This is a genomic window from Stenotrophomonas sp. FW305-3-2-15-E-LB1, from assembly GCF_058787375.1.
In genome coordinates this window covers 72,321-93,751 of record NZ_JBYSZR010000013.1, presented here as the reverse complement: position 1 = coordinate 93,751, position 21,431 = coordinate 72,321, and the positions used below count along the sequence as shown (strand labels likewise).

Here is a 21,431-nt window from a genome sequence, read left to right as displayed (position 1 = left end):
CGGACCCGTCGCATACGGCACGGAATTGTGCGATCGCAGCATGGTTGCGACAGGATAGCGACAGGTCCAGGCCCTCCAACGGGGGTATCATCCCCTGTCCCCCTTGCCCATTCATTAATCCAAGTCGATGTCCAACGAAGATTTCAAACAGGCCGCCCTCGATTACCACCGGATGTCCCCGCCGGGCAAGATCAAGGTCTCTGCAACCAAGCCCATGCTGACCCAGCGCGACCTGTCGCTGGCGTATTCGCCGGGCGTTGCGTACGCCTGTGAAGCGATCAAGGCGGACCCGCAGCAGGCCAGCGAGCTGACCGCGCGCGGCAACCTGGTGGCGGTCATTTCCAACGGCACCGCGGTGCTGGGCCTGGGCAACATCGGCGCGCTCGCCGGCAAGCCGGTCATGGAAGGCAAGGGCGTGCTGTTCCAGAAGTTCGCCGGCATCGATGTGTTCGACATCGAAGTGGACGAGACCGACCCGGACAAGCTGGTCGACATCATCGCCTCGCTGGAGCCGACCTTCGGCGGCATCAACCTGGAAGACATCAAGGCCCCGGAATGCTTCGTGGTCGAGCGCAAGCTGCGCGAGCGCATGAAGATCCCGGTGTTCCATGACGACCAGCACGGCACGGCGATCATCGTCGGCGCAGCGGTGCTCAACGCCATGGCCATCACCGGCAAGAAGATCGAGGAAGTGAAGCTGGCGACCACGGGCATGGGCGCCGCCGGCATTTCCTGCGTGAACATGCTGGTGCAGCTGGGCCTGAAGCCGGAGAACATCCTGGCCTTCGACCGCGAGGGTGTCATCCACACCGGCCGTACCGACCTTGACCCGGAAAAGCAGCGCTATGCGCGCGACACCGACAAGCGCACCCTGTCCGAGATCGTCGACGGCGCGGACATCTTCCTGGGCCTGTCGGCCCCGGGCATCCTGACCGCCGAGATGGTCAAGACGATGGCACCGGATCCGGTGATCTTCGCCCTGGCCAACCCGACCCCGGAAATCATGCCGGAACTGGCGCGCGCCGCCCGTCCGGACGCGATCATCGGCACCGGCCGTTCGGATTACCCGAACCAGGTCAACAACGTGCTGTGCTTCCCGTACCTGTTCCGCGGCGCGCTGGACGTCGGCGCCACCGCGATCAACGAGGAAATGAAGATCGCCTGCGTGCGCGCCATCGCCGCGCTGGCCCGCCGTGCGGCCACCGACATGGGCTCGGCCTATGGCGGTGATACCCCGAGCTTCGGTCGTGAATACCTGATCCCGCGTCCGTTCGACCGCCGCCTGCTGGTGGAGCTGTCGGCCGCCGTGGCCCAGGCCGCGATGGATTCGGGCGTGGCCGCCCGTCCGATCGCCGACATGGGCGCCTACCGCGACAAGCTGGCCCAGTTCGTCTACCGCACCAGCCTGATGATGAAGCCGGTCTACGACCGCGCGCGCAGCGACAAGCAGCGCGTGGTCTACGCCGAGGGCGAAGAAGAAGTGGTGCTGCAGGCAGTGCAGAACGTGGTCGACGAAGGCCTGGCGCACCCGATCCTGATCGGCCGCCCGGACGTCATCGAATCGCGCATCGAGCGTCTCGGCCTGCGACTGAAGGTGGGCGAGAACATTGAAGTCACCAACATCAATGACGACCCGCGCTTCAACGAATACTGGCAGTACTACCACGGCCTGACCGGCCGCCGCGGCGTGACCGTGGCCGCCGCGAAGAACCTGATGCGTTCGCGCCCGACCCTGATCGCCGCCGTGATGGTGGCCCGTGGCGAAGCCGATGCGATGCTGACCGGCATCGTCGGCCGCTTCCACAAGAAGCTGGGCTACGTGCGCAGCGTGCTGCCGCTGGAATCGAAGGTCACCTCGACTTCGGCCATGACCGGCGTGATCAACCAGCAGGGCGTGTTCTTCTTCGTGGACACCCACGTGCAGGAAGACCCGACCGCCGAGCAGCTGTGCGAGGCGACCCTGCAGGCCGCCTACCGCATGAAGCTGTTCGGCATCGAGCCGAAGGTGGCGCTGCTGTCGCACTCCAACTTCGGCAGCCACGATTCGAAGGACGCGCTGAAGATGCGCCAGGTGCGCGAGATGTTGCTCAAGCGCAACCCGCGCCTGAACGTGGACGGCGAAATGCAGGGCGACACCGCATGGGATGAAGCCCTGCGCCAGAAGCTGCTGCCGGGCTCGACCCTGCAGGGCCGTGCCAACCTGTTCGTGCTGCCGAACCTGGAAGCGGCCAACATCGCCTACAACCTGGTGCGCGTGTTCACCGACGGCGTGGCGATTGGTCCGATCCTGATGGGCGTGAACAAGCCGGTGCATATCCTCACCACCAGCGCGACCTCGCGCCGCGTACTGAACATGACCGCGATCGCCGCGGTGGATGCGCAGATCCGCAAGCAGCTGGAAGCGGAAAAGAAGGCGTAAGCCCTCGTTCCCGCGACCGCAGCAGAAACGCGCCCTACGGGGCGCGTTTCTGTTTCCGCCTGGCGGAAAGGGTAGAGCCGGCCGCTGGCCGGCATTCCGCGCCGTTCAAATGATCCGCAGCAGCCGGCCAGCGGCCGGCTCTACCGGGCCGTCGGCGCATCCATTCGCGGCCCGGCGTACGCGCTCCACAGCGCAGGCAGTGCCTTGCCGGTGTGCGTCTGCCACAGCGCCGGGGTGTACTGGCCGGCACGCAGCGCCTTGTCCAGCGCCAGCACCAGGCCGGGGTGTCCACCCTCGGCCCACTTCAGGAACGCGCCGGTCACCCGGTAGCCGCTTTCCACGGTCTGGCCGGCGCCGACCTTCTGCGGCAACGCCCAGCCGGCGGCGGCATTGCCCATGCCGTAGTGGTCGCGCGCGTAATCAGCGATGCCTTCCACCAGCCAGCCCGGCACCTGCTGGTCGCCGTAGCTGGGATAGCCCTGCACGATGTGCATCGCTTCGTGCGTCACCAGGTCCAGGTCAGCTGGATGCTTGGCCAGCCAGCCGGGGTTGATGGTGATGGTGGCCGCTTTCTCCTTGTCCCCCACATAGGCCACGCCGTCGTAGCCGGGGTCGATGACGATGCCGACCCGGCTGGGCGCGGCCGGATGGAAATCCGCCCGCTCGCGCAGGTAGGCCGAGAAGAAGGTCTCGATGATGCGCGCGCGCATCGGTGCATCCAGCGCATCGGTGGCGTCGGTGTAGTGCAGGGTCACGCCCTGGCGCATCTCGGTGGTCTCCAGGGCATGCGCAGGCATGCTGGCGAGGGCGGCAGACAGGGCGGTGGCGGACAGCAGCAGTCGGAACGCAGTCATCGGTTTCCTCAACGGGCCAGGGTGGAAGCGGGGGCGAGCAGTTCGATCTCGGCCAGGGCCAGGCGTCCCGGCGCGCCGAGGCGCAGGCGGTACTCGGCATGCCGGGCAGGCGTGGCGATGCGGAACGGACGGGTCTGTCGGGGCGAGTCGAAGGTCTCGCCACTGCGTTCGTCCAGCACGACCCACGCGCCGCCATTGCTGCGCGCTTCCAGGGTCCAGCTGCCGCCACGGATCGCACCGTCGCCGCTGGTCAGCGTGTACATCGTCGGCGCGCCATCGCCCACCGCGCTCAGTGCAATGGTGGCACCGGCGCCCAGCGGCACGGCCGTGGTCGCATCGTCGTCCAGCAGCGCCGGCACGGCACGGCCATCGGCCAGCGCCGCACGGGCACCGTTGCCGAGCAGGTCATGCAGCATCTGCGGGCGCTGGCCGGGCGCGGTCAACGAACGCGGCACATCGTCGGCACCGCTGCCCCAGCGCGATGGCTGCGGGCCCATCACGAAGTCCAGCGTCGCGCCCTTGGCGATCACCTCGTGCGGCACCCAGGTCTTCGTCCACGGCTTGCCGTTGATCTTCAGCGACTGCACGTAGACGTTCTGCGCCGAGTTGTTGGCCGCGTTGACGGTCAGCACCGCGCCGCCCTGCAGTTCCACCCGGGCGTGCTCGAACGCCGGCGAGCCGATCACGTACTCCGGCGCGCCCATGCGCAGCGGGTACAGGCCCAGCGAGGCCAGCACGTACCAGGCCGAGGTCTCGCCGTTGTCTTCATCGCCCGGGTAGCCCTGGCCGATCTCGCTGCCGACATAGAGGCGCGACAGGATCTCGCGCACGTGCTGCTGGGTCTTCCACGGCTGCCCGGCGTACAGGTACATCCACGGGATGTGGTGCGCCGGCTGGTTGCTGTGCGCGTACATGCCCATGCGCACATCACGCGCCTCGGTCATTTCGTGGATGGTGCCGCCGTAGGAGCCGGCCAGCGCCGGGTCGGCGGTTTCCGGGGTCGAGAAGAAGGTGTCCAGCTTGGCCGCCAGCTTGTCGCGGCCGCCGTACAGCGCGGCCAGGCCTTCGCCGTCGTGCGCGGCGGTGAACGCGAACGTCCAGCCATTGGATTCGGTGTAGTCGTAGCCCCACACGCGCGGGTCGTAGGCCTTGGCATCCAGGCGCCAGCTGCCATCGGCCTTGCGGCCCTGGAAGAAACCGGCGGCCGGGTCGAACAGGGTCGAATAGCCGGCCGCGCGGTAGCGGAAGTACTCGGCCTCGGTGGTGTAGCGCTCGCGGGCGGCCTTGCTGGTCGCGCGCTTGGCCAGGGCCTCGGCCATGTTGGCGATGCCGAAGTCGTTCAACGCGCCTTCCATCGTCCACGACATGCCTTCATGCACGTCGGCGCTGGCGTAGCCGCGGAACGTCGAACGGTCCATGCCCTTGCGGCCGACATGGCGATCCGGCGGCACCACGGTGGCGTTCTTCAGCGCGGCGGCATAGGCCTCGGCCGGGTCGAAGCCACCGATGCCCTTCAGCCAGGCATCGGCGAAGGCCACGTCCGAGCTGGTGCCGACCATCAGGTCCGCATAGCCCGGCGAGGACCAGCGCGCGATCCAGCCGCCCGCGCGGTACTGCTCGATGAAGCCCTGCACCAGCTTGCCGGCATCGTCCGGGGTGAACAGCGCATACGCCGGCCACGTGGTGCGGAAGGTGTCCCAGAAGCCATTGTTGACGTACACCTGGCCGTCGCGCACCGGCGCGAAGCTGCGGGTGGCGCTGCCGTCGGTGTTGTTGTCCTCGGCGCTGGCCTGGCTGGCATAGCGCCAGTCGGGCGCGGCGGCGGTGCCCGCATTCTCGTGGCCGGAATTGGGGTACAGGTACAGGCGGTAGAGGCTGGAATACAGCGTGGTCTTGGCATCGTCGCTGGCATTGCCGATGTCGAAGCGGGCCAGGCGTGCGTCCCAGGCGTCCTGCGCGCGGCCGGCCACGCTGTCGAGCGTGTCGGCGGCGGCGATTTCCAGGTCCAGGTTGTGCCGCGCCTGCTCGACCGAGATCAGCGAGGTGGCGATGCGCATGGTCACCTGGCGGTCGCTGCCTGCATCGAACTTGATGTAGCCGGTGGGGCGGCCGGTGTCGATGCGGCCGCTGCTGCGCCACGGCTTGTCGAAGCGGGCGACCACGTACATGCGGGTCGCACCGTTGGACAGCCCGCTGCGGGTGTCGGTGTAGCCGCTGAGGGTCTGCGTGGCTGCATCCAGGGTCAGGCCGCCACGTGCATCGACGTTGTCGAACAGCAGGTTGGCATCACCGCCCTCGGGGAAGGCGAAGTGGAACAGTGCGGCATGGTCGGTCGGCGCGATGGATGCGGCGATGCCGTTGTCGAAGCGCACGTCGTAGCGGTAAGGCCGCGCGCTTTCATGGCCGCGGTCGAAGGACAGCGCGCGCTTGCCACGGTCGGCCTCGGGCACGCCGCGGCTGGCCGAAGGCATCACCTGGAAGGTCTGGCGGTCGCCCATCCACGGGCTGGGCTGGTGGCTCAGTGCCAGTGCCTGCAGCTGCGGGCGGTTCTTCGCGTCGTTCTGCTCGTTCCAGCGGTACAGCCAGTTCAGTGCACCGGCATCGGTCACCGGCGTCCAGAAGTTGAAGCCGTGCGGTACCGCGGTGGCCGGGAAGTTGTTGCCGCGCGAGAAAGTGCCGTTGGCCTGGGTGCCGCGGGTGGTCAACACCCAGTCCGAAACCCGCTGCGGCACGGTGCGCGGTTGTGCATCCAGGCGCACGTCGTCGATCCAGCCGGACACCGGCGCGCCGTCGGCGCTGGCCACCTCCAGTTCGATGGCGACCACGCGGCGGCCGCGCAGCGCCGGCACATCGCCCAGGCGCACCGCCTTGCGTGCCCACTGCTGCGGGTACAGCGTCTTCGATTCGCCCTGCGCGCGTGCGCCCAGCGCGATGCCGTGCTGGTCGCGCGCGCTGCTGGCGGAAACGCGGCTGCCATCGTCCAGGCGCAGGTCCAGCGAGACATGGGTGGAGGCCACGGTGTCCTTGCCGACGATCTCCGGCAGCACCAGCCAGGACAGAGTGGTATCGGCATCGATGGCCAGGTCGGTGCTGAACAGCTCGCGCCGCGCGCTGCCACCGGCGGCCTGGTAGTGCAGGGCGCGCAGGCCGCTGTAGCCGACGTTGGGCTTGGCGGCATAGGGCTTGGCCGGGCCGTTGCCGATCTGCACCTGCAGGGTGCCGCCAGCCTTGGCCGGTGCCGGCTCACCCGCTTCGAACGAGGTCTGCAGGCCCTGCGCCAGTGCGGGCAGGGCGGGGGTGGCGCAGGCCAGGGCGAGGGCAAGCGGAAGCAGGGCGCGGCGCGGATCGGACAGGGTCATGCAGGGTCTCCCGGTAGGGCAGGCGGCAGGCAGAACCCGCATCGGCACGCACCACGGACAGCATCGCGCCCGCCGCCCAGGGGGCAGTGGAAAGGGGCGATGCCGGTCCGGTGGGGGTCGGGCCGTGCGATCGGGTCAGGGTCGGAATCGTCCCGATCCTGCCTCAGCCCGTTGCCCCCTGACAAGTGCAATTAGTTCGATCCAAATCCGGCAAAACCGTTTCATTTCAAATTATTGACAGGTGACCTTGGATCGATTTAAAAGTGCGCAGCTCACCCCCTGTACCGGAATGCCCCGCATGTCCTGATCCGGGCCGGCGCTGTTGCCGTCCCGCTGTTACCCGCCACTGCCGTCCATCCACGACCTTCCCGTCCGCCCCCCACCGGCTGGACCGTCATCCGCCTCTGGAGAGAGCTTGATGAAACCCCGGTTGTTGTCGTTGTTGATGTCGTCGTTGCTGTTGTCGCCGCTTGCCGTACAGGCCCAGTCCGCTCCGCAGGGGGAGGGCGCCGATCCGCCGCGCACCCGCGACCTGGATGCGGTCAAGGTCACCGGCTCGCTCATCCCCCGCGCACAGGTGGAGGGCCCCTCGCCGGTCACCACCATCACCGCCGAGCAGATCCAGGCGCAGGGGTTCACCACCGTGTTCGACGCGCTGCGCTCGCTGCCGGTGTCGAATGGTTCCGTGCAGGACTCGCAGGGCACCGGGTTCTACACCCCGGGCGCCAAGACCATCAGCCTGTTCGGCCTGGATCCCAGCTACACCCTCACCCTCATCAACGGGCGGCCGATCAACAGCTATCCGCTGGCGTACAACGGCAACACCAGCATCGCCGACATCGCCAACATCCCGCTGGGCATGGTCGAGCGCATCGACGTGCTCACCGGTGGCCAGTCGTCGGTGTACGGCTCCTCGGCCATTGCCGGCGTGGTCAACATCGTGCTGAAGGACCGCGTGGAAGGCACCCACCTGCGCTACCGCGTCGGCGGCTACAGCCAGGGCGGTGGTTCCAGCCAGCGCTTCAGCGCCAGCAGCGGCCAGACCTTCGGCAACCTCGATATCAGCTACGGGCTGGAATACACCAACCAGAAGGCGATCTACGCCTTCGACCGCAGCCGCATCGACAGCGTCAACGACAACCCGACCGGCCCGCAGGATCCGTCGCGCAGCTTCCTGCGCATGCGCATGGGGCCCAATGCCTACATCGATCCGGGCGCAGCCACCTGCGCGCCCCTGTCGGACCTGTTCGGTGGCAGCACCGTGTACGCGCACCGTGATATTTCCGGCGGTGGCTACTACTGCGGCACCCCCGACAACGTCGGCACCGCCTCGCTGTACAACTCCAGCCAGGACGTCAACGCCACCACCTTCCTGCGCTACCACGTCAGCCCGGATACCGAGCTGTACGCGGACGTCCTGTTCGGCTTCGGCCGGCCGACCTACAGCGGTGGCAGCCCGTTCTGGAACAAGACCTTCTACAACCAGACCAGTGGCCAGTACGAACAGTGGCAGCGCATCTATGCGCCGGAGGAAGTCGGCCTGGATGCCAAGGACCAGCGTGTCTACACGCGCTCGCTGAATGTCACCGCCGGCGTGCGCGGCGTGCTCGGTGGCTTCGACTACGACGTCTACGTCAACCGCTCCAGCACCGATGTCACCCGCAAATCCACGGACTTCCTCGCCCGCAACGGCGTGGACGATTACTACCTGGGGCCGATGCTGGGCATGCAGGATGGCTACGAGGTCTACGCGCCGGACCTGTCGCGCCTGTACCAGCCGATCAACCGCGACCAGTACGACAGCTTCAGCGGCCTCAACCGTGCTGCTTCCAGTGCCTCGCGCACGGCAGTGACGGCGCTGCTGACCGATCGCTCGCTGTTCACCCTGCCGGCCGGCGACGTCGGCTTCGCGCTGATCGCGCAGGGCCAGCGCGAGAAGTTCTTCAACCAGTCGGCCGATCCGAATGCGGGCGTGCTGTTCCGCGGGCAGACCGCCGGCACGTCGGCGCAGGGCCAGCGTGACCTGTACGCGCTGGGTGCAGAACTGCAGGTGCCGATCTTCGATACGTTCAGCGCCAACCTGTCCGGCCGCTACGACAAGTACGCCCTGCAGGGCGGCGGTGGCAACGGCAAGGCCACCTGGAAGCTGGGCCTGGAGTACCGGCCGATCGAATCGCTGCTGCTGCGCGGCAGCTACGCCACCGCGTTCCGCTCGCCGGACATGTTCTACCTGTTCTCGCGCGAAAGCAGTGGCTACACCACCAACACCGATCTCTACCAATGCCGGCAGGCCGGCTACACCTCCGACAATTTCGACGAGTGCGACCAGTCGGGCCTGTCGGTGCTCTCCTCCAGCACCGGCAACCGCGACCTGAAGGACATCACCGCGCGCACCTTCACCTATGGCGTGGTGTGGTCGACGCTGGACAACGCCCTGACGCTGTCGGTGGATTACAACTCGGTGGTCATCGAGAACGAAGTGCGCATCCTCGGTACCGACAGCATCCTCGACACCGAGGCCAACTGCCGGCTGGGGGTCTCGGAAAACGGGCAGACCCAGTTCGACATCACGTCACCCACCTGCCAGCAGGTGCTGGGCCAGGTGCAGCGCAAGCCGGCCACCGATCCGCTCAACCCGAACGGCGTGGACAAGGTGTTCTCCTATCCGATCAACATCGCCAGCCAGCGCCAGAACGGCGTGCAGGCGGCGCTGGACTATCGCTGGAACACGCAGTCGGTGGGTGATTTCGCGGTCAATGCCGGCTACTACCGGCCGCTCAAGCACACCACCCAGGACAAGGAAGGCGACCCGGTCTACGACCAGTTGTGCTGCGCCAATTCCAACGAACTGCAGTACCGCGCCACGCTGGGGGTGAACTGGAAGCGCGGGCCGTTCACCGCCAGCGCCTTCGGCATACGCAATGCACCCTCCTGGGACAGCCGCGGCGAGCAGCGCAACATCGGCCCGTGGACCACCTGGAACGCCACCGTCGGCTACCGCATCAACGATCTGGCCAGCCTGCTGCTGACGGTCAACAACCTGACCGATGAGATGCCGCCGATCGACCGCAGCAACGGCAACTGGCCGTACTACGACCAGGGCATCTACAACGCCTTCGGCCGTTCGGCCTTCCTGGAACTGTCGCTGGACTTCCAGTAAGCCGGTGCGCCTGGACCCCGGGGCCGGCCAGCGGCTGGCCCCGGCAGGCGCCTGCGGCGGGGGCAAAGGGCAGGGGGCGGCCGGGGTGCCGCCCCAAGGTGCTAGAATCGCAGGCCTCGCAATCCGTTCATCGACACCCGCCATGAGCCATACCGCCACCGCGCCCGCCAACGCCGAAAAGCGCTACACCGTGCACCGCAGCGACCTGCCGCTGAGCTGCCCGACCCCGGAAATGGCGCTGTGGAACTCGCATCCGCGCGTGTACCTGCCGATCGAAGACGAGCCCAATGGCGAAGCGCAGTGCCCGTACTGCGGTTCCACCTTCGTGCTGGCCGACTAAGCAGGCCCGTTGATGCGCCGACTGACCGTGGTGCAGTTGCTGCCGGCGCTGCACTCCGGTGGCGTCGAGCGCTCGACCCTTGAAATCGCTGCGGCCCTGGCCGCCGCCGGCCATCGCGCGCTGGTGGTGTCCGCCGGTGGCCGCCTGGTGCAGCCGCTGCTGGACAGCGGGGCCGAGCACCTCACCCTTGATATCGGCCGCAAATCGCTGCTGACCCTGCGCCACCTGCCCACCCTGCGGCGGTTGTTCGCCGAGGTCGGCGCGGACATCGTGCATGCGCGTTCGCGCCTGCCGGCGTGGCTGGGCCTGTACGCGATCCGGGCGATGCCCGCCGCGCAGCGCCCGCACTGGGTGACCACCGTGCATGGGTTGAATTCGCCCAGCCGCTACAGCGCGGTCATGACCAGCGGCGAGCGCGTCATCTGCGTGTCCAGCACGGTGCGCGACTACGTGCGCCAGCATTATCCGACGGTGCCGGAACAGGCCCTGCAGGTCATTCCGCGCGGCGTCGATGCCAGCCAGTTCCCGCGCGTGGCCCGTGCCGACCGCCGGCCGCGGCTGGCGCTGGCCGCCGAGTACCCCTGGCTGGCCCAGGTCGACGGCCCGCTGCTGCTGCTGCCGGGCCGCGGCACCCGCCTGAAAGGCCATGCGCATGCCCTGCAGCTGCTGGCCGGCGTGCGCGCTGCCGGCGTACCGGCGCAGCTGTGGATGCTGGGCACCGATGAGCCCGGGCGTGAAGCCTACGTGGCCGAGCTGCGCCGCCAGGCGGCCGCGCTGGGCGTGGCCGAGGCGGTGCAGATCACGCCCCCGACCGCGCGGATCGCCCAGGCCTACGCAGCCAGCGATCTGGTGCTGCAGCTGTCGGACAAGCCCGAAGCCTTCGGCCGTACCGTGGTCGAGGCGCTGTCGGTCGGACGCCCGGTGCTGGGCTGGGACCATGGCGGCGTGGGCGAACTGCTGCAGCAGCTGCAGCCGGCCGGCGCGGTGCCGCTGGGCGATGCCCAGGCGCTGGGTGAACGTGCGCTGGCCCTGCTGGCCCAGCCGCCGTCCTTGCCGGGCCGTATCCCGTTTACCCTGCAGGCCATGCAGCGCGACACCCTCCGTCTCTATGCCGACCTTGCAGGCTGACGCCGCTCCCATCGCGGGTGACGCGCGCGCCGGGCGCTGGGCGCCGTGGTGGGTGCTGGCCTATGTGGCCCTGTGGCCGTTGCCGGGCATCGCCGAGACCGTGCTCGGCCTCGGCGCGGTATACGCCGCGGTGCGCATGGTCATGCGCCGCCTGCAGCGCCGGCCGCACCTGCTGACGCCCGCCGCATGGGCACTGACCTCGATCCTGTTCCTCGGCTACTGGCTGCCGCAGGCATTCTCGGCGTTCGATGCGATCGACCCCGCCGCCTCGTGGACCAAGGCCGCCGCCGGCCTGCGCTACCTGCCTTTCATGTGGCTGGTGGCGATCGCCGTGGCCACGCCGCAGCGGCGGCGCCTGATCTTCGGTGGGCTGGCGCTGATCACCGCGCTGTGGACGCTGGATGCGCTGGTACAGGCGGTGGCGGGCACCAGCCCATGGTTCTGGTCGCTGCAGCAGCTCAAGCTGGCGGTCAGCGGCCATGCGCTGTGCCCGGCCGAGGAGATGGCGCTGGCCGACCGCCTCAGCGGTCCGCTGGGGCCGTGCAACCTCAAGTTCGGGCAGGTCCTGGCCAGTCTCTCGCCGTTCCTGCTGCTGCCGGCCGCGCGCCGCTTCGGTACGCCGGGCTGGCTGCTGGCCGGCGCGGCGCTGGCCATCGTGCTGCTGCTGGCAGGTTCGCGCGCGTCCTGGATCACCTTCGCCGTCATCGTCGCCTACAGCGGCGTGCGCCAGCTCGGCTGGAAGCGGCTGGGCCTGCTGGCGCTGGCCGGCCTGCTGGCGTCGGCAGCGCTGACCGCCAGCGTGCCGCAGCTGCGCGAGCGCGTGACGCGTACCGCGATGGCCTGGGATGGCGGCACCGATGGCGTCGACCAGGCGTTGTCCGGGCGCGCCCGCATCTGGAGCGCGGCCGGCTGCATGATTGCCGGGCACCCCATCAACGGCGTCGGCGCACGCGGCTTCCGCGATGCCTACCCGCAGTGCGTGGACGAACAGGGGCCGGCGGTATGGGGTGCCGAACCGGCGCTGCACGCGCATCAGATCGTGCTGGAAATCCTCGCCGAAACCGGTGTGCTCGGCCTGCTGCTGTGGCTGGCTGCCGTCGCCCAGGCCTGGCGTGCCTGGCGCTTCGCACCGCCGGCGGCACGCGAGCGCGCACGCCCGGCGATGCTGGCGCTGGCCGCCACCGTATTCCCGCTCAACACGCACCTGGCGTTCTATTCCGCGTTCTGGGGCGGGGTGACGGTGCTGCTGGCCGCGCTGTTCGTCGGCACCCTGCTGGCCCGCGAACCGGACGACGTACCGAAAGCGGTGTGATCGCGTATCCACGCATGGCGTGGATCTACTGCGATTGCCGGATGGGCATCCACGCATGGCGTGGATCTACTGGATTTATCCGCGCGTGGCGTGGATCTGCCGCGGGCGATGCAGTAGATCCACGCCATGCGTGGATGGAGCTTTCCCGACACAAATACGGGCACGCCTCCAATACCGGTGCTCGCGCACCTGCTGCACGCTGGCGCCATGGCCAGCCCAAAACTCCGCTACGGTCGCCACTCCAGCACCGGCATCGTGTACTCATTGACCACGACCACCCACGGCCGTGAACCGTTCTTCGCCGATGCCGCCAGCGTCGCGGTGCTGGTCGACGCCCTGCGCTTCGTCGAGCGCGCCGGTATCAGCCACAGCCTTGCCTGGGTGGTGATGCCCGACCACCTGCACTGGTTGATGGAGCTGCAGACGGGCACCCTGGCCGAATGCATGTCGCTGCTCAAATCCCGCAGCAGCCGTCGGCTGAACCAGCAGCTGGGCCGGCGCGGCGCACTCTGGCAGCACGGGTACCGCGACCATGCGGTGCGCAGCGACGAGTCATTGCACGAGAAGGCGATGTACATCATGGCCAATCCGGTGCGGGCCGGGTTGGCCTGCGAGTTGGGGGAGTACCCCTACGCGTGGTGCCGGTGGCCGTTGTAAAACGGTGGCGTCGGCCGGACATCATCCACGCATGGCGTGGATCTACTTGTAGAAATCGCTGCGGCCGCCCGGCTGGCGCTTGAAGCGCCGGTGGATCCACAGGTACTGGTCCGGGGCCTCGCGCACCATCTGCTCGATGGCCTGGTTGACCCGCGTGGTATCGGCTTCCACGTCCTCGCTGGGGAAGTTCTCCAGCGGCGCGCCGATCTTCAGGAAGTACTTCCCGCCCTCGCGGCGGTGGAAGTAGGGGATCACCGCGCAGCCGGTCATCCGCGCCAGCTGGTGGGTGGCGGTGATGGTGGCAGCGGTATGGCCGAAGAACGGCACGAACACGGTGTCCTTGCCGCGCATGTCCTGGTCCGGTGCATACCACAGGAAACCGCCCTTCTTCAGGTGGCGCACGGTGGCACGGATATCCTCGTTGGCGTACATCGCCTTGGCATAGCGCAGCCGGCCGAACTTCACCGCCCACTCGTACACCGGGTTCTTGTGCTTGCGGTACATGCCCGACAGGTCGACGTGGTCGCACAGCAGGCGGCCGCACATCTCCAAGGTCATGAAGTGGCCCGAGACCAGCAGCACGCCGCGGCCTTCGGCCTGCATCTGCTTGAGGTGTTCCAGCCCTTCGATCTGCACCTGCGGGCGGATGCTGTCGATGCTGCCCCACCACGAACGCGCGCATTCGAAGATGCCCACGCCAAGGGCGTCGAAGCTGTCCCGCACCAGCCGGTTGCGCCAGGCCTCGTCCTTCTCGGGGAAGCACAGCTTGAGGTTGACCTCGGCGGCACGGCGGCGGCTGCCAAGCGTGCGCCAGGTGATCCAGCCGACGCCGCGGCCGAGCGCGCGCTGCAGCATCCAGGGCAGCCGGGCGATGCCGAACGCGGCGAACATGGCCGCGAACATCGGCCAGTTGCGGGGATCGGCCAGGGACGGGCGGACGGCGGTAGAGGCATCGGACATGCCGCCATTCTACCAACCCCGCCGCGTGTCTTTCCCGGGGGGCTCCCGTATCCTTGCTGCATGCGTAAAGACCCTGTCGAATGGATCCTGCGCGGCCTGTATTCGGCCGTGCTCTACATCCTGCTGCCGATCACCGTGTACCACCTGGTGTGGCGCGGCTTCCGGGTCCGTGAATACTTCCGGCGCTGGGATGAACGCTATGCGTCCTACCCGCAGCCAACCGGCCAGCCGCGGGTCTGGCTGCACGCGGTCTCGGTGGGCGAGGTCAACGCCGCCGCGCCGCTGGTCAACGCCCTGCGCGAGCAGCGCCCGGACATCCGCTGGGTCATCACCACCATCACCCCGACCGGTTCGGAACGGGTGCGCGCGCTGTGGGGCGACGCGCTGGACCACGTCTACCTGCCGTACGACGTGCCGGGCAGCGTCAACCGCTTCCTCGGCCACTTCCAGCCCAGCCTGGCCCTGATCCTGGAAACCGAACTGTGGCCGAACATGCTGTTCGGCTGCCGTGACCGCCGCATCCCGGTGTACATCCTCAACGCCCGCCTGTCGGCCCGCTCGCTGCGTGGCTACCGGGTGCTGGCCGCGCTCATCCGCCGCGCGCTGCGCACGGTCACCTGCGTGGCCGCGCAGTCGGATGACGATGCCGCGCGCTTCGTGCAGCTGGGCGCAGCGCCGGAGCAGGTGCAGGCGCTGGGCAACCTGAAGTTCGACATCACCACGCCGGACGTGCGGCCGTTCGTGGCCCAGTTCCACGCGAAGGTGCCGGCCACGCGGCCGGTGTGGATCGCGGCCAGCACCCACGATGGCGAAGAGCAGGCGGTGATCGACCTGCACCGGCGCCTGCGCGAGCGCCATCCGGACCTGCTGCTGCTGTGGGCGCCGCGCCATCCCGAGCGCTTCCCCAAAGTCGAAGCGCTGGCCCGCGAGCAGGGCTGGAGCGTGGCCACGCGCCGTGCACAGCAGTGGCCGGGGGCCAGCACCGAGGTGTTCGTCATCGACACGCTGGGCGAACTGATGCCGTTCTACGGCTGCGCGCAGGTCGCCTTCGTCGGCGGCAGCCTGCAGGCCATCGGCGGGCACAACCTGCTGGAACCGGCGGCGATGGGCACGGCGGCGGTCACCGGCCCGCACCTGCACAACTTCGCCGAGATTTCCCGGCGCATGCGCGAGGCCGGGGCGCTGCTGATCGGCGAGGACGTGCAGGCGGTGGGCGACCTGCTGCAGCACCTGCTTGATGATGCGCAGGCCCGCGAGGACATGGCGCGGGCCGGCTGCACCCTGGTGAGCAACGGGCGTGGCGCCCTGCAGCGCACGCTGGCGCTGGTCGCCCCGCACCTGCCGCCACCGCGCGACTGAGGCGAGGGCGGGGTGCCGCACAGGCACTGTCGCGTTCAACAATTTCAAGCCTGCTTGATGACGTCCGCACTGTCGTAGCCGGGCCGTCAGGCGCTGCCTCGCGTGCGTGCCATCACAACGGAGCACACGTTCGGCCGATTCTGATTCCGTCTCGTTGTCCGGGCTGCCAGCCTGATGTCGACCATGCTTGGGCGGCATCAAGGGAGCTTGTGATGAAGGACGACAGCGGTGCCGATCCAGGCAGCGGGCGCGCGGCATTCGGCCGGTTGGGCAGCGACCACCTGCTGGTGCTGGCGCTGACCCTGCTGATCGGTGGCAGCGTGATCGCGCTGGTCGGGCAGAACACCGCGGCACGGGCAGGGCCGGCCATCGTCCTGAGCCTGCTGCTGGCCGCCGCAGGTACGGCGCCGCTGCTGTTCTGCCTGCGCGAAGTGATGCGCCGCATGCCTGGTGGGGCCGGGCTGCCGGCAGCGCTGCTGGACGTGTGCGGGCCACGGCCTGCAGCCGTCCTGCTGGGCCTGCTGCTGCTGGATCTGCTGGCCACCCTGGCCGGCGCCGCGCAGTCGGGTGCCCACCACCTGTACGCGACCGTCAGTGCGCTGGGCCAGCCGCCGCAGCGCTGGTTGCCGATGCCGCTGGCAGCGGCGCTGGGGCTGTTGCCGGTGGGCGTGGCGGCCATGCTGCGCCCGCGCCGGGCGGTATGGCTGGCCTGTGTGCTGCTGAGCGTGAAGTTGGGCGTGGGCCTGCTGCTGGTCCTGCTGGCCGCACGCTACGTGCACTACGGCAACTGGGTGCCGTGGATGCCGTCATCGACCGGGCCGCAGCGGTTCGGGCTGGGCGGCGTGGTGGCCGCGGCCGTGCCCCTGCTGGGGGTGTTTGCCAGCGCCGGGCTGCTGCTGGGCATGGCCCCGCGGGTGCAACAGCCCCATCGGCAGCTGACCCGGGTGGGCGGTGGCGCGGTCCTGGTCGCGATGCTGATGCTGATGGGCCTGGCGGCGCTGCAGTCGGGCCTGGTGCAGTTCGCCGCGCTGGACAGCACGCGGCCACTGTCGGTGGCCGTGCAGGGCGTGCCGCACCTGCAATGGATGTTGCCGCTGCTGCCGCTGGCGGGCTGGGCCGGGCTGGTGGCGCTGCAGGTGGTGGTGCTGCTGATGATGATGGACCTGCTGCCGGCGCTGTGGCGGCGATCGGGCGGCGGCCCTGATGATCGCGACCCGGGCCGGGTGACGCTGGCCTTCGGGGTGGCGGCGCTGGCCATGCTGCTGGTGCCGTGGCTGCCTGAGCGCGAGGTACTGCCACCGGGCTTCGGCGCGCTGCCGGTGCTGGCGGTGCTGTGCCTGGGCCTGCTGCGCCCGTACCCACAGGTGCCACCGCGTCGCGTGGCGATGATCCGCCTGCTGGCGCCGTTGGCGGCGTTGTTGTGCCTGGCGCCGCTGGCCCGGCAGATCCTGCCTTGGCTGGGGTAGGCACGGGATCGCGCACGGCAGCCACGCATGGCGTGGCTCTACTGCAATCAACGCCTCCCTCCAGTGGATGCACGCACCCGGTAGATCCAAGCCATGCGTGGATGCACGCGCAGCCGGTGGATCCACGTCATGCGTGGATGCACGCGCACCCGGTAGATCCACGCCATGCGTGGATGCACGCGCAGCCGGTAGATCCACGCCATGCGTGGATGCACGCGCACCCGGTAGATCCACGCCATGCGTGGATGCACATCTCGCGACCCGCGCCCACAAAAAAGCCACCCTTGCGGGTGGCTTCTTCGTTCTACCGGAAGGCGACGGCTCAGTTCGTGGTCGTCGCCGGGTTGCCGGCATCCTGGGTCAGCAGGCGGTTGATGTCCTGCAGTTCCGCCACATCCAGCGCACCCAGCGACTGGCTCAGCAGCAGGCGGTTCTGCAGGAAGGTGTAGCGGGCGTTGGCGTAGTCCAGCTGCGCCGAGAACAGGATGCGCTGGTTCTGGATCACGTCCAGCACGGTGCGGGTACCCACTTCCAGGCCGACCTGCGATGCGTCATACGCGCTCTGTGCCGAGACCACCGCCAGGCGGCGGGCTTCCACTTCGCTGATGCCCTGCACCAGGGTCTGGTAGGCATTGCGGGTGTTGCGGTCCAGCGCACGCTTCTGCTGCTCGTAACCGTCCTGGGCGATGTCACGCTGGGCCAGCGCCTGGCGCACGCCGGACTGGGTGGCACCACCGGAGAAGATCGGCACGCTCAGGGTCAGGCCGATGCTGTTGGTGCGTGCATCCGGGGACAGGGAGCCGGCACCGGTGCTGTCGCCCCAGGTCGCGCTCTTGCCCCAGCTGCCGCCCAGCGACAGGGTCGGGTAGTGGCCGCCACGGGCCGCCTGCACGCCGGCTTCAGCCGCGCTGACCTTCAGTTCCTGCGCCTTCAGTGCCGGGTTCTGGCTGGTCGCCTGCTGCACCAGTTCACTGATGTTGCCGCGGTTGGCCGGCACTTCCGGACGGAAGTCGGCCGGCAGGCCCTTCAGGTTCATCACCGGCTGGCCGGTCAGTTCGGTCAGGGCCTGGTAGTTGTCGGCCAGGGTGTTCTGCGCAACGATGGTGTTGGCGCGTGCCTGGTCGTACTGGGCACGCGCTTCGTGCACGTCGGTGATCGGCGCCAGGCCCACTTCCAGGCGCTTGTCGGCGAAGTCGAACTGCTTCTTCGCGGCCGCTTCATTGGTCTGTGCGGCGTTCAGCGATTCGATCGCCACCAGCACGTTGAAGTAGGCCGCCGAGGTGCGCACGATCAGGCTGTCGTTGGCCGAATCGAGGGTGAAATCCGCCGCCTTGCTCAGCTCGCGCTGCGAGCGCAGGTTGCTGATCTGCGTCCAGTTGAACAGCGTCTGGCTGCCATCGATCGTGTAGTTGCGGCGCTTGCTGGTGACCGAACCGGAGTTGGCATCGGCATTGGCTTCGCTACGCGAACGGTTCAGCGAGGCCGTGCCGTTGATCTGCGGCAGCAGCGCGGCACGCGCCTGCACGGCGCCTTCCTTGTCGTACAGCCGGGTCGATTCGGCGGCCGACAGTTGCGGATCGCCATTGCGTGCCATTTCGTAGACCTGCAGCAGGTCGGCGGCATGGGCGGACAACGGCAGCAGGGCAGTGGCCAGCGCAACAGCGAGGGATCGGCGGATCATTGCGGCTTCCTTGGACTCAGAGGTGGAACTGGGGGGCCGGGGCGGCACCACGCAGGTAATCGATATCGGTTTCAAACAGCGATTCGGTGCTGCCATCGGCCTTGACCAGCAGGGCTTCCATCGCCGGCGAGCGGCCATGGATCACGAACAGGCGACCGCCCGGACGCAGCCACGAGGCGAACTGTGACGGTACGACGTCAACCGCGCCAGTGACACAGATCACGTCAAAACGGCGTTCGGTCTGCCAGGCCAGCGCATCGGCCACTTCGACGCGGACGTTGGTGCCCAGGCCGGAAGCGTCCAGGCGGGCGCGCGCGGCGGCGGCCAGTTCCGGGTCGATTTCCAGGCTCAGCACGTCGCGCGCCAGCGCGCCGATGCAGGCAGCCAGGAAGCCGCTGCCGGTGCCGATCTCCAGCACTTCGTCACCCGGCTGCAGATCCAGTGCCTGCAGGGTACGGCCCTCGATGACCGGCTTCATCATCTTCTGGCCATTGCCGATCGGCAGTTCAACGTCGGCATAGGCCAGCGCCCGGTGCGCGTCGGCGACAAAGGCCTCGCGCGGCAGGCGGGCGAGGACGTCGAGCACCTTGATGTCCAGCACGTCCCAGGGACGGATCTGCTGTTCCACCATCAGTTCGCGGGCGTGGGCGTAATCAATCGTCATGAGGTTCAAATCCAGCGCAGTGGGCCGGCCATTTTACCGGTGCCGGAGGCCGGCGGCGCGCCCAGAGCATCAGCTTTCGGGCGGCCGGGGTCGCAGTGCCGGAAGTCATCGCGACCTCCGGTTCGTTCAGTTTGGTGCTTCAGGCGCTTCCAGGCCCTCGCGGCGCATAGGCGCGCAGGAAGAAATCGACGCTGTCGGGCACGTGGCTGGAAGCATCGCACTGCCCCGGTGACAGCGGCATGCCGCACATCCGGTTCATATGCACTTCGCCCTTGATGAGGGTCAGGAACTGCTGGCCCGCCAGCCGGCAATCGGGGATTTCCAGCTCGCCGCGCGCGGTGCGCGAACGCAGGAAATCGGCCAGCGCCTCGCAGGTGCGCTCCGGACCAGCCTGCCAGAACAGTTCGCGCAGCCGTTCGTCGGTTTCCGGGGCCATCATCACCCGCTGCACCGAGATCGCCGCGTCGGAGGTGATCATTTCGAAGAAGGCCTGACCGATGCCCAGCAACTGGTCGCGCAGCGGGCCTTCGGCATCGGCCACGAACAGCGCGTCCGGCAGCATCTCCATGCACTTGGACTGCACAGCTTCGGTGAAAAGCGTCTCTTTATCGCCAAAATGGCTGTAAACGGTCAGCTTCGACACACCCGCCTGGGCGGCGATGCTGTCCATGCTCACGCCGGTATAGCCCTGCTCGACGAACAGGGTCTTGGCTGCTTCAAGGATCGCCGCGCGCTTGCCGAGGTCCTTCGGACGCCCGGGTCCGGCGGCCTTGGCAGCAGGCTTGGCCGACGCTTTGCGGGAAGTGGGAGAACTCATTCGCGTAATACTAGACCAACCGGTTCGATATTTATACTATACCGGCCAGTTTACTAAATTGGGGCCTGCGCTCGTGCCGGCTCCCCCGCGTTTGAACCCTGCGTTTTCAGGACGTTGACCGATGAAGAGCGTGCGCTGGCTGGGCGGTATGGTGTGGGTGGTGGCGCTGGCCGCCTGTTCGGGGCCGGAGCAGGCGCCGCAGGCGGCGGTGCCGGTGCTGGTGGTGCATCCGGGCGAGCAGGCCGGGCAGGGCACGGCGTCATTCCCGGGCACGATCCGTGCACGCCAGGAAAGCCCGCTGTCCTTCCGCGTGGGCGGCAACCTGGTCAAGCGCCACGTCGATGCCGGCCAGCGGGTGAAGCAGGGCGACGTGCTGGCCGAGCTGGACGTGGCCGACTTCGCGCTGCAGGCGCGCGCCTCGCAGGCGCAGCTGGCCGCGGCCGAAGCCGACCTTGCGCGTACCCGCGATGACCTCAAGCGCTACCAGGTGCTGGCCGACCAGCAACTGGTGAGCCGCTCGCAGCTGGACCAGCAGAGTGCTGCGTTCAAGGCAGCGCAGGGCCAGGCCAACGCGGCCCGTGCCAACCTCGATGTGCTGCGCAACCAGGCCGGCTACGCCCAGCTGCGCGCGCCGGCCGACGGCGTGATCGCCAGCCGCGAGGCTGAGGCCGGACAGGTGGTATCGGCCGGCCAGACCATCTTCAACCTGGCCGCCGATGGTGCCCGCGAAGTGCTGATCGATCTGCCCGAAGCGACCTTCCGCGATTACGCCGTGGGCCAGCCGGTGCAGGTGGAACTGTGGAACCGCCCGGGCCAGCGCCTGCCGGGCACGATCCGCGAGATTGCCGCGGCAGCCGATCCGCAGGCCCGCACCTATGCCACCCGGGTCAGCCTGGCCGCCGACGCGCTGGCCGATGTCGAACTGGGGCAGAGCGCGCGGGTGTTCAGCAGCGCCGGCCGCTCGGGCACGCTGCAGCTGCCACTGGCCGCCCTGCAGCGCGGTGCCAACGGCGCTTCCAGCGTCTGGGTGGTGGACCCGTCCAACAGCACCTTGAAGCAGGTGGCCGTCACCACCGGTGCCTATGGCAGCGACAGCGTGCCAGTGCTGTCCGGCGTCGGTGCCGGTGACTGGGTGGTGGCCGCCGGTGGCCACCTGCTGCGCGCCGGCCAGCCGGTGACCGCCGTGGACCGGCAGAACCGCCCGGTGCTGAAGCCGGCCACGCCGGCCGCTGCGCCGAAGGCCAAGGAGTAAGCC

Annotated in this window: 16 protein-coding genes; 9 read left to right on the top strand and 7 right to left on the bottom strand. The window is 68.6% G+C overall.

All coding sequences use genetic code 11. The features are described from left to right. The first annotated feature begins 127 nt into the window (after window positions 1-127). Window positions 128-2,419, top strand: a complete 2,292-nt coding sequence (locus tag AC3WL7_RS11670) for an NADP-dependent malic enzyme (protein WP_492750353.1) — start codon at window positions 128-130, stop codon at window positions 2,417-2,419. A 140-nt stretch (window positions 2,420-2,559) separates the two neighbouring features. Here AC3WL7_RS11670 and AC3WL7_RS11665 read toward each other — a convergent pair whose 3' ends face one another. Both AC3WL7_RS11665 and AC3WL7_RS11660 read right to left on the bottom strand, forming a co-directional pair. Then, window positions 2,560-3,273 carry a basic secretory protein-like protein gene (locus tag AC3WL7_RS11665; RefSeq protein WP_492750352.1) on the bottom strand — a complete coding sequence of 238 codons (714 nt, stop codon included), beginning with the start codon at window positions 3,271-3,273 and terminating at the stop codon, window positions 2,560-2,562. Between the two features lie 8 nt (window positions 3,274-3,281). Continuing rightward, window positions 3,282-6,632 (bottom strand): GH92 family glycosyl hydrolase, encoded by a 3,351-nt coding sequence (locus AC3WL7_RS11660; protein WP_492750351.1) that lies wholly within the window; start codon window positions 6,630-6,632, stop codon window positions 3,282-3,284. A gap of 418 nt (window positions 6,633-7,050) precedes the next feature. Here AC3WL7_RS11660 and AC3WL7_RS11655 point away from each other — a divergent pair, with 418 nt between their 5' ends. From AC3WL7_RS11655 to AC3WL7_RS11635, 5 genes are all read left to right on the top strand, one after another. Beyond that, entirely contained in the window at window positions 7,051-9,792 is a 2,742-nt protein-coding gene (locus AC3WL7_RS11655; protein ID WP_492750350.1) for a TonB-dependent receptor plug domain-containing protein, read from the top strand. A gap of 142 nt (window positions 9,793-9,934) precedes the next feature. Further along, window positions 9,935-10,132 carry a zinc-finger domain-containing protein gene (locus AC3WL7_RS11650; protein WP_079223205.1) on the top strand — a complete coding sequence of 66 codons (198 nt, stop codon included), beginning with the start codon at window positions 9,935-9,937 and terminating at the stop codon, window positions 10,130-10,132. A gap of 12 nt (window positions 10,133-10,144) precedes the next feature. Next, on the top strand, window positions 10,145-11,260 hold the full coding sequence (locus AC3WL7_RS11645; RefSeq protein ID WP_079223203.1) for a glycosyltransferase: 1,116 nt from the start codon (window positions 10,145-10,147) through the stop codon (window positions 11,258-11,260). Beyond that, complete coding sequence (locus tag AC3WL7_RS11640; RefSeq protein ID WP_108760384.1) at window positions 11,241-12,572, top strand: O-antigen ligase family protein; 1,332 nt, start codon at window positions 11,241-11,243, stop codon at window positions 12,570-12,572. The genes AC3WL7_RS11645 and AC3WL7_RS11640 overlap by 20 nt, the downstream gene beginning before the upstream one ends. Before the next feature lie 207 nt (window positions 12,573-12,779). After that, window positions 12,780-13,229 (top strand): REP-associated tyrosine transposase, encoded by a 450-nt coding sequence (locus tag AC3WL7_RS11635; RefSeq protein ID WP_492750361.1) that lies wholly within the window; start codon window positions 12,780-12,782, stop codon window positions 13,227-13,229. A 42-nt stretch (window positions 13,230-13,271) separates the two neighbouring features. On the opposite strand, the gene AC3WL7_RS11630 is transcribed toward AC3WL7_RS11635, so the two are convergent. Further along, on the bottom strand, window positions 13,272-14,189 hold the full coding sequence (locus AC3WL7_RS11630; RefSeq protein ID WP_079223198.1) for an LpxL/LpxP family Kdo(2)-lipid IV(A) lauroyl/palmitoleoyl acyltransferase: 918 nt from the start codon (window positions 14,187-14,189) through the stop codon (window positions 13,272-13,274). Between the two features lie 60 nt (window positions 14,190-14,249). On the opposite strand from AC3WL7_RS11630, the gene waaA reads away from it, so the two are divergent. Both waaA and AC3WL7_RS11620 read left to right on the top strand, forming a co-directional pair. Next, the gene (gene waaA / locus AC3WL7_RS11625) at window positions 14,250-15,548 is read left to right on the top strand and encodes a lipid IV(A) 3-deoxy-D-manno-octulosonic acid transferase (protein ID WP_079223196.1); all 1,299 of its coding nucleotides are present in this window, start codon (window positions 14,250-14,252) and stop codon (window positions 15,546-15,548) included. A gap of 212 nt (window positions 15,549-15,760) precedes the next feature. Then, on the top strand, window positions 15,761-17,014 hold the full coding sequence (locus tag AC3WL7_RS11620) for an APC family permease (RefSeq protein ID WP_492750349.1): 1,254 nt from the start codon (window positions 15,761-15,763) through the stop codon (window positions 17,012-17,014). Window positions 17,015-17,061: 47 nt separating this feature from the next. Here the strand turns inward: AC3WL7_RS11620 and AC3WL7_RS11615 are convergent, their stop codons facing one another. The 4 genes from AC3WL7_RS11615 to AC3WL7_RS11600 all read right to left on the bottom strand — a co-directional run bounded on the left by AC3WL7_RS11615 (window position 17,062) and on the right by AC3WL7_RS11600 (window position 20,176). Further along, window positions 17,062-17,253: a hypothetical protein gene (locus AC3WL7_RS11615; RefSeq protein WP_492750348.1), complete on the bottom strand. Its 192-nt coding sequence runs from the start codon at window positions 17,251-17,253 to the stop codon at window positions 17,062-17,064. Between the two features lie 83 nt (window positions 17,254-17,336). Then, window positions 17,337-18,695, bottom strand: coding sequence for a TolC family outer membrane protein (locus AC3WL7_RS11610; RefSeq protein WP_283221607.1), 1,359 nt, complete (start codon window positions 18,693-18,695; stop codon window positions 17,337-17,339). 16 nt (window positions 18,696-18,711) lie between these two features. Further along, window positions 18,712-19,359 (bottom strand): protein-L-isoaspartate O-methyltransferase family protein, encoded by a 648-nt coding sequence (locus tag AC3WL7_RS11605; RefSeq protein WP_079223190.1) that lies wholly within the window; start codon window positions 19,357-19,359, stop codon window positions 18,712-18,714. A gap of 139 nt (window positions 19,360-19,498) precedes the next feature. Then, entirely contained in the window at window positions 19,499-20,176 is a 678-nt protein-coding gene (locus AC3WL7_RS11600; protein WP_079223188.1) for a TetR/AcrR family transcriptional regulator, read from the bottom strand. Window positions 20,177-20,297: 121 nt separating this feature from the next. On the opposite strand from AC3WL7_RS11600, the gene AC3WL7_RS11595 reads away from it, so the two are divergent. Beyond that, entirely contained in the window at window positions 20,298-21,428 is a 1,131-nt protein-coding gene (locus tag AC3WL7_RS11595; RefSeq protein WP_492750347.1) for an efflux RND transporter periplasmic adaptor subunit, read from the top strand. The last annotated feature ends 3 nt before the right edge of the window (window positions 21,429-21,431 follow it).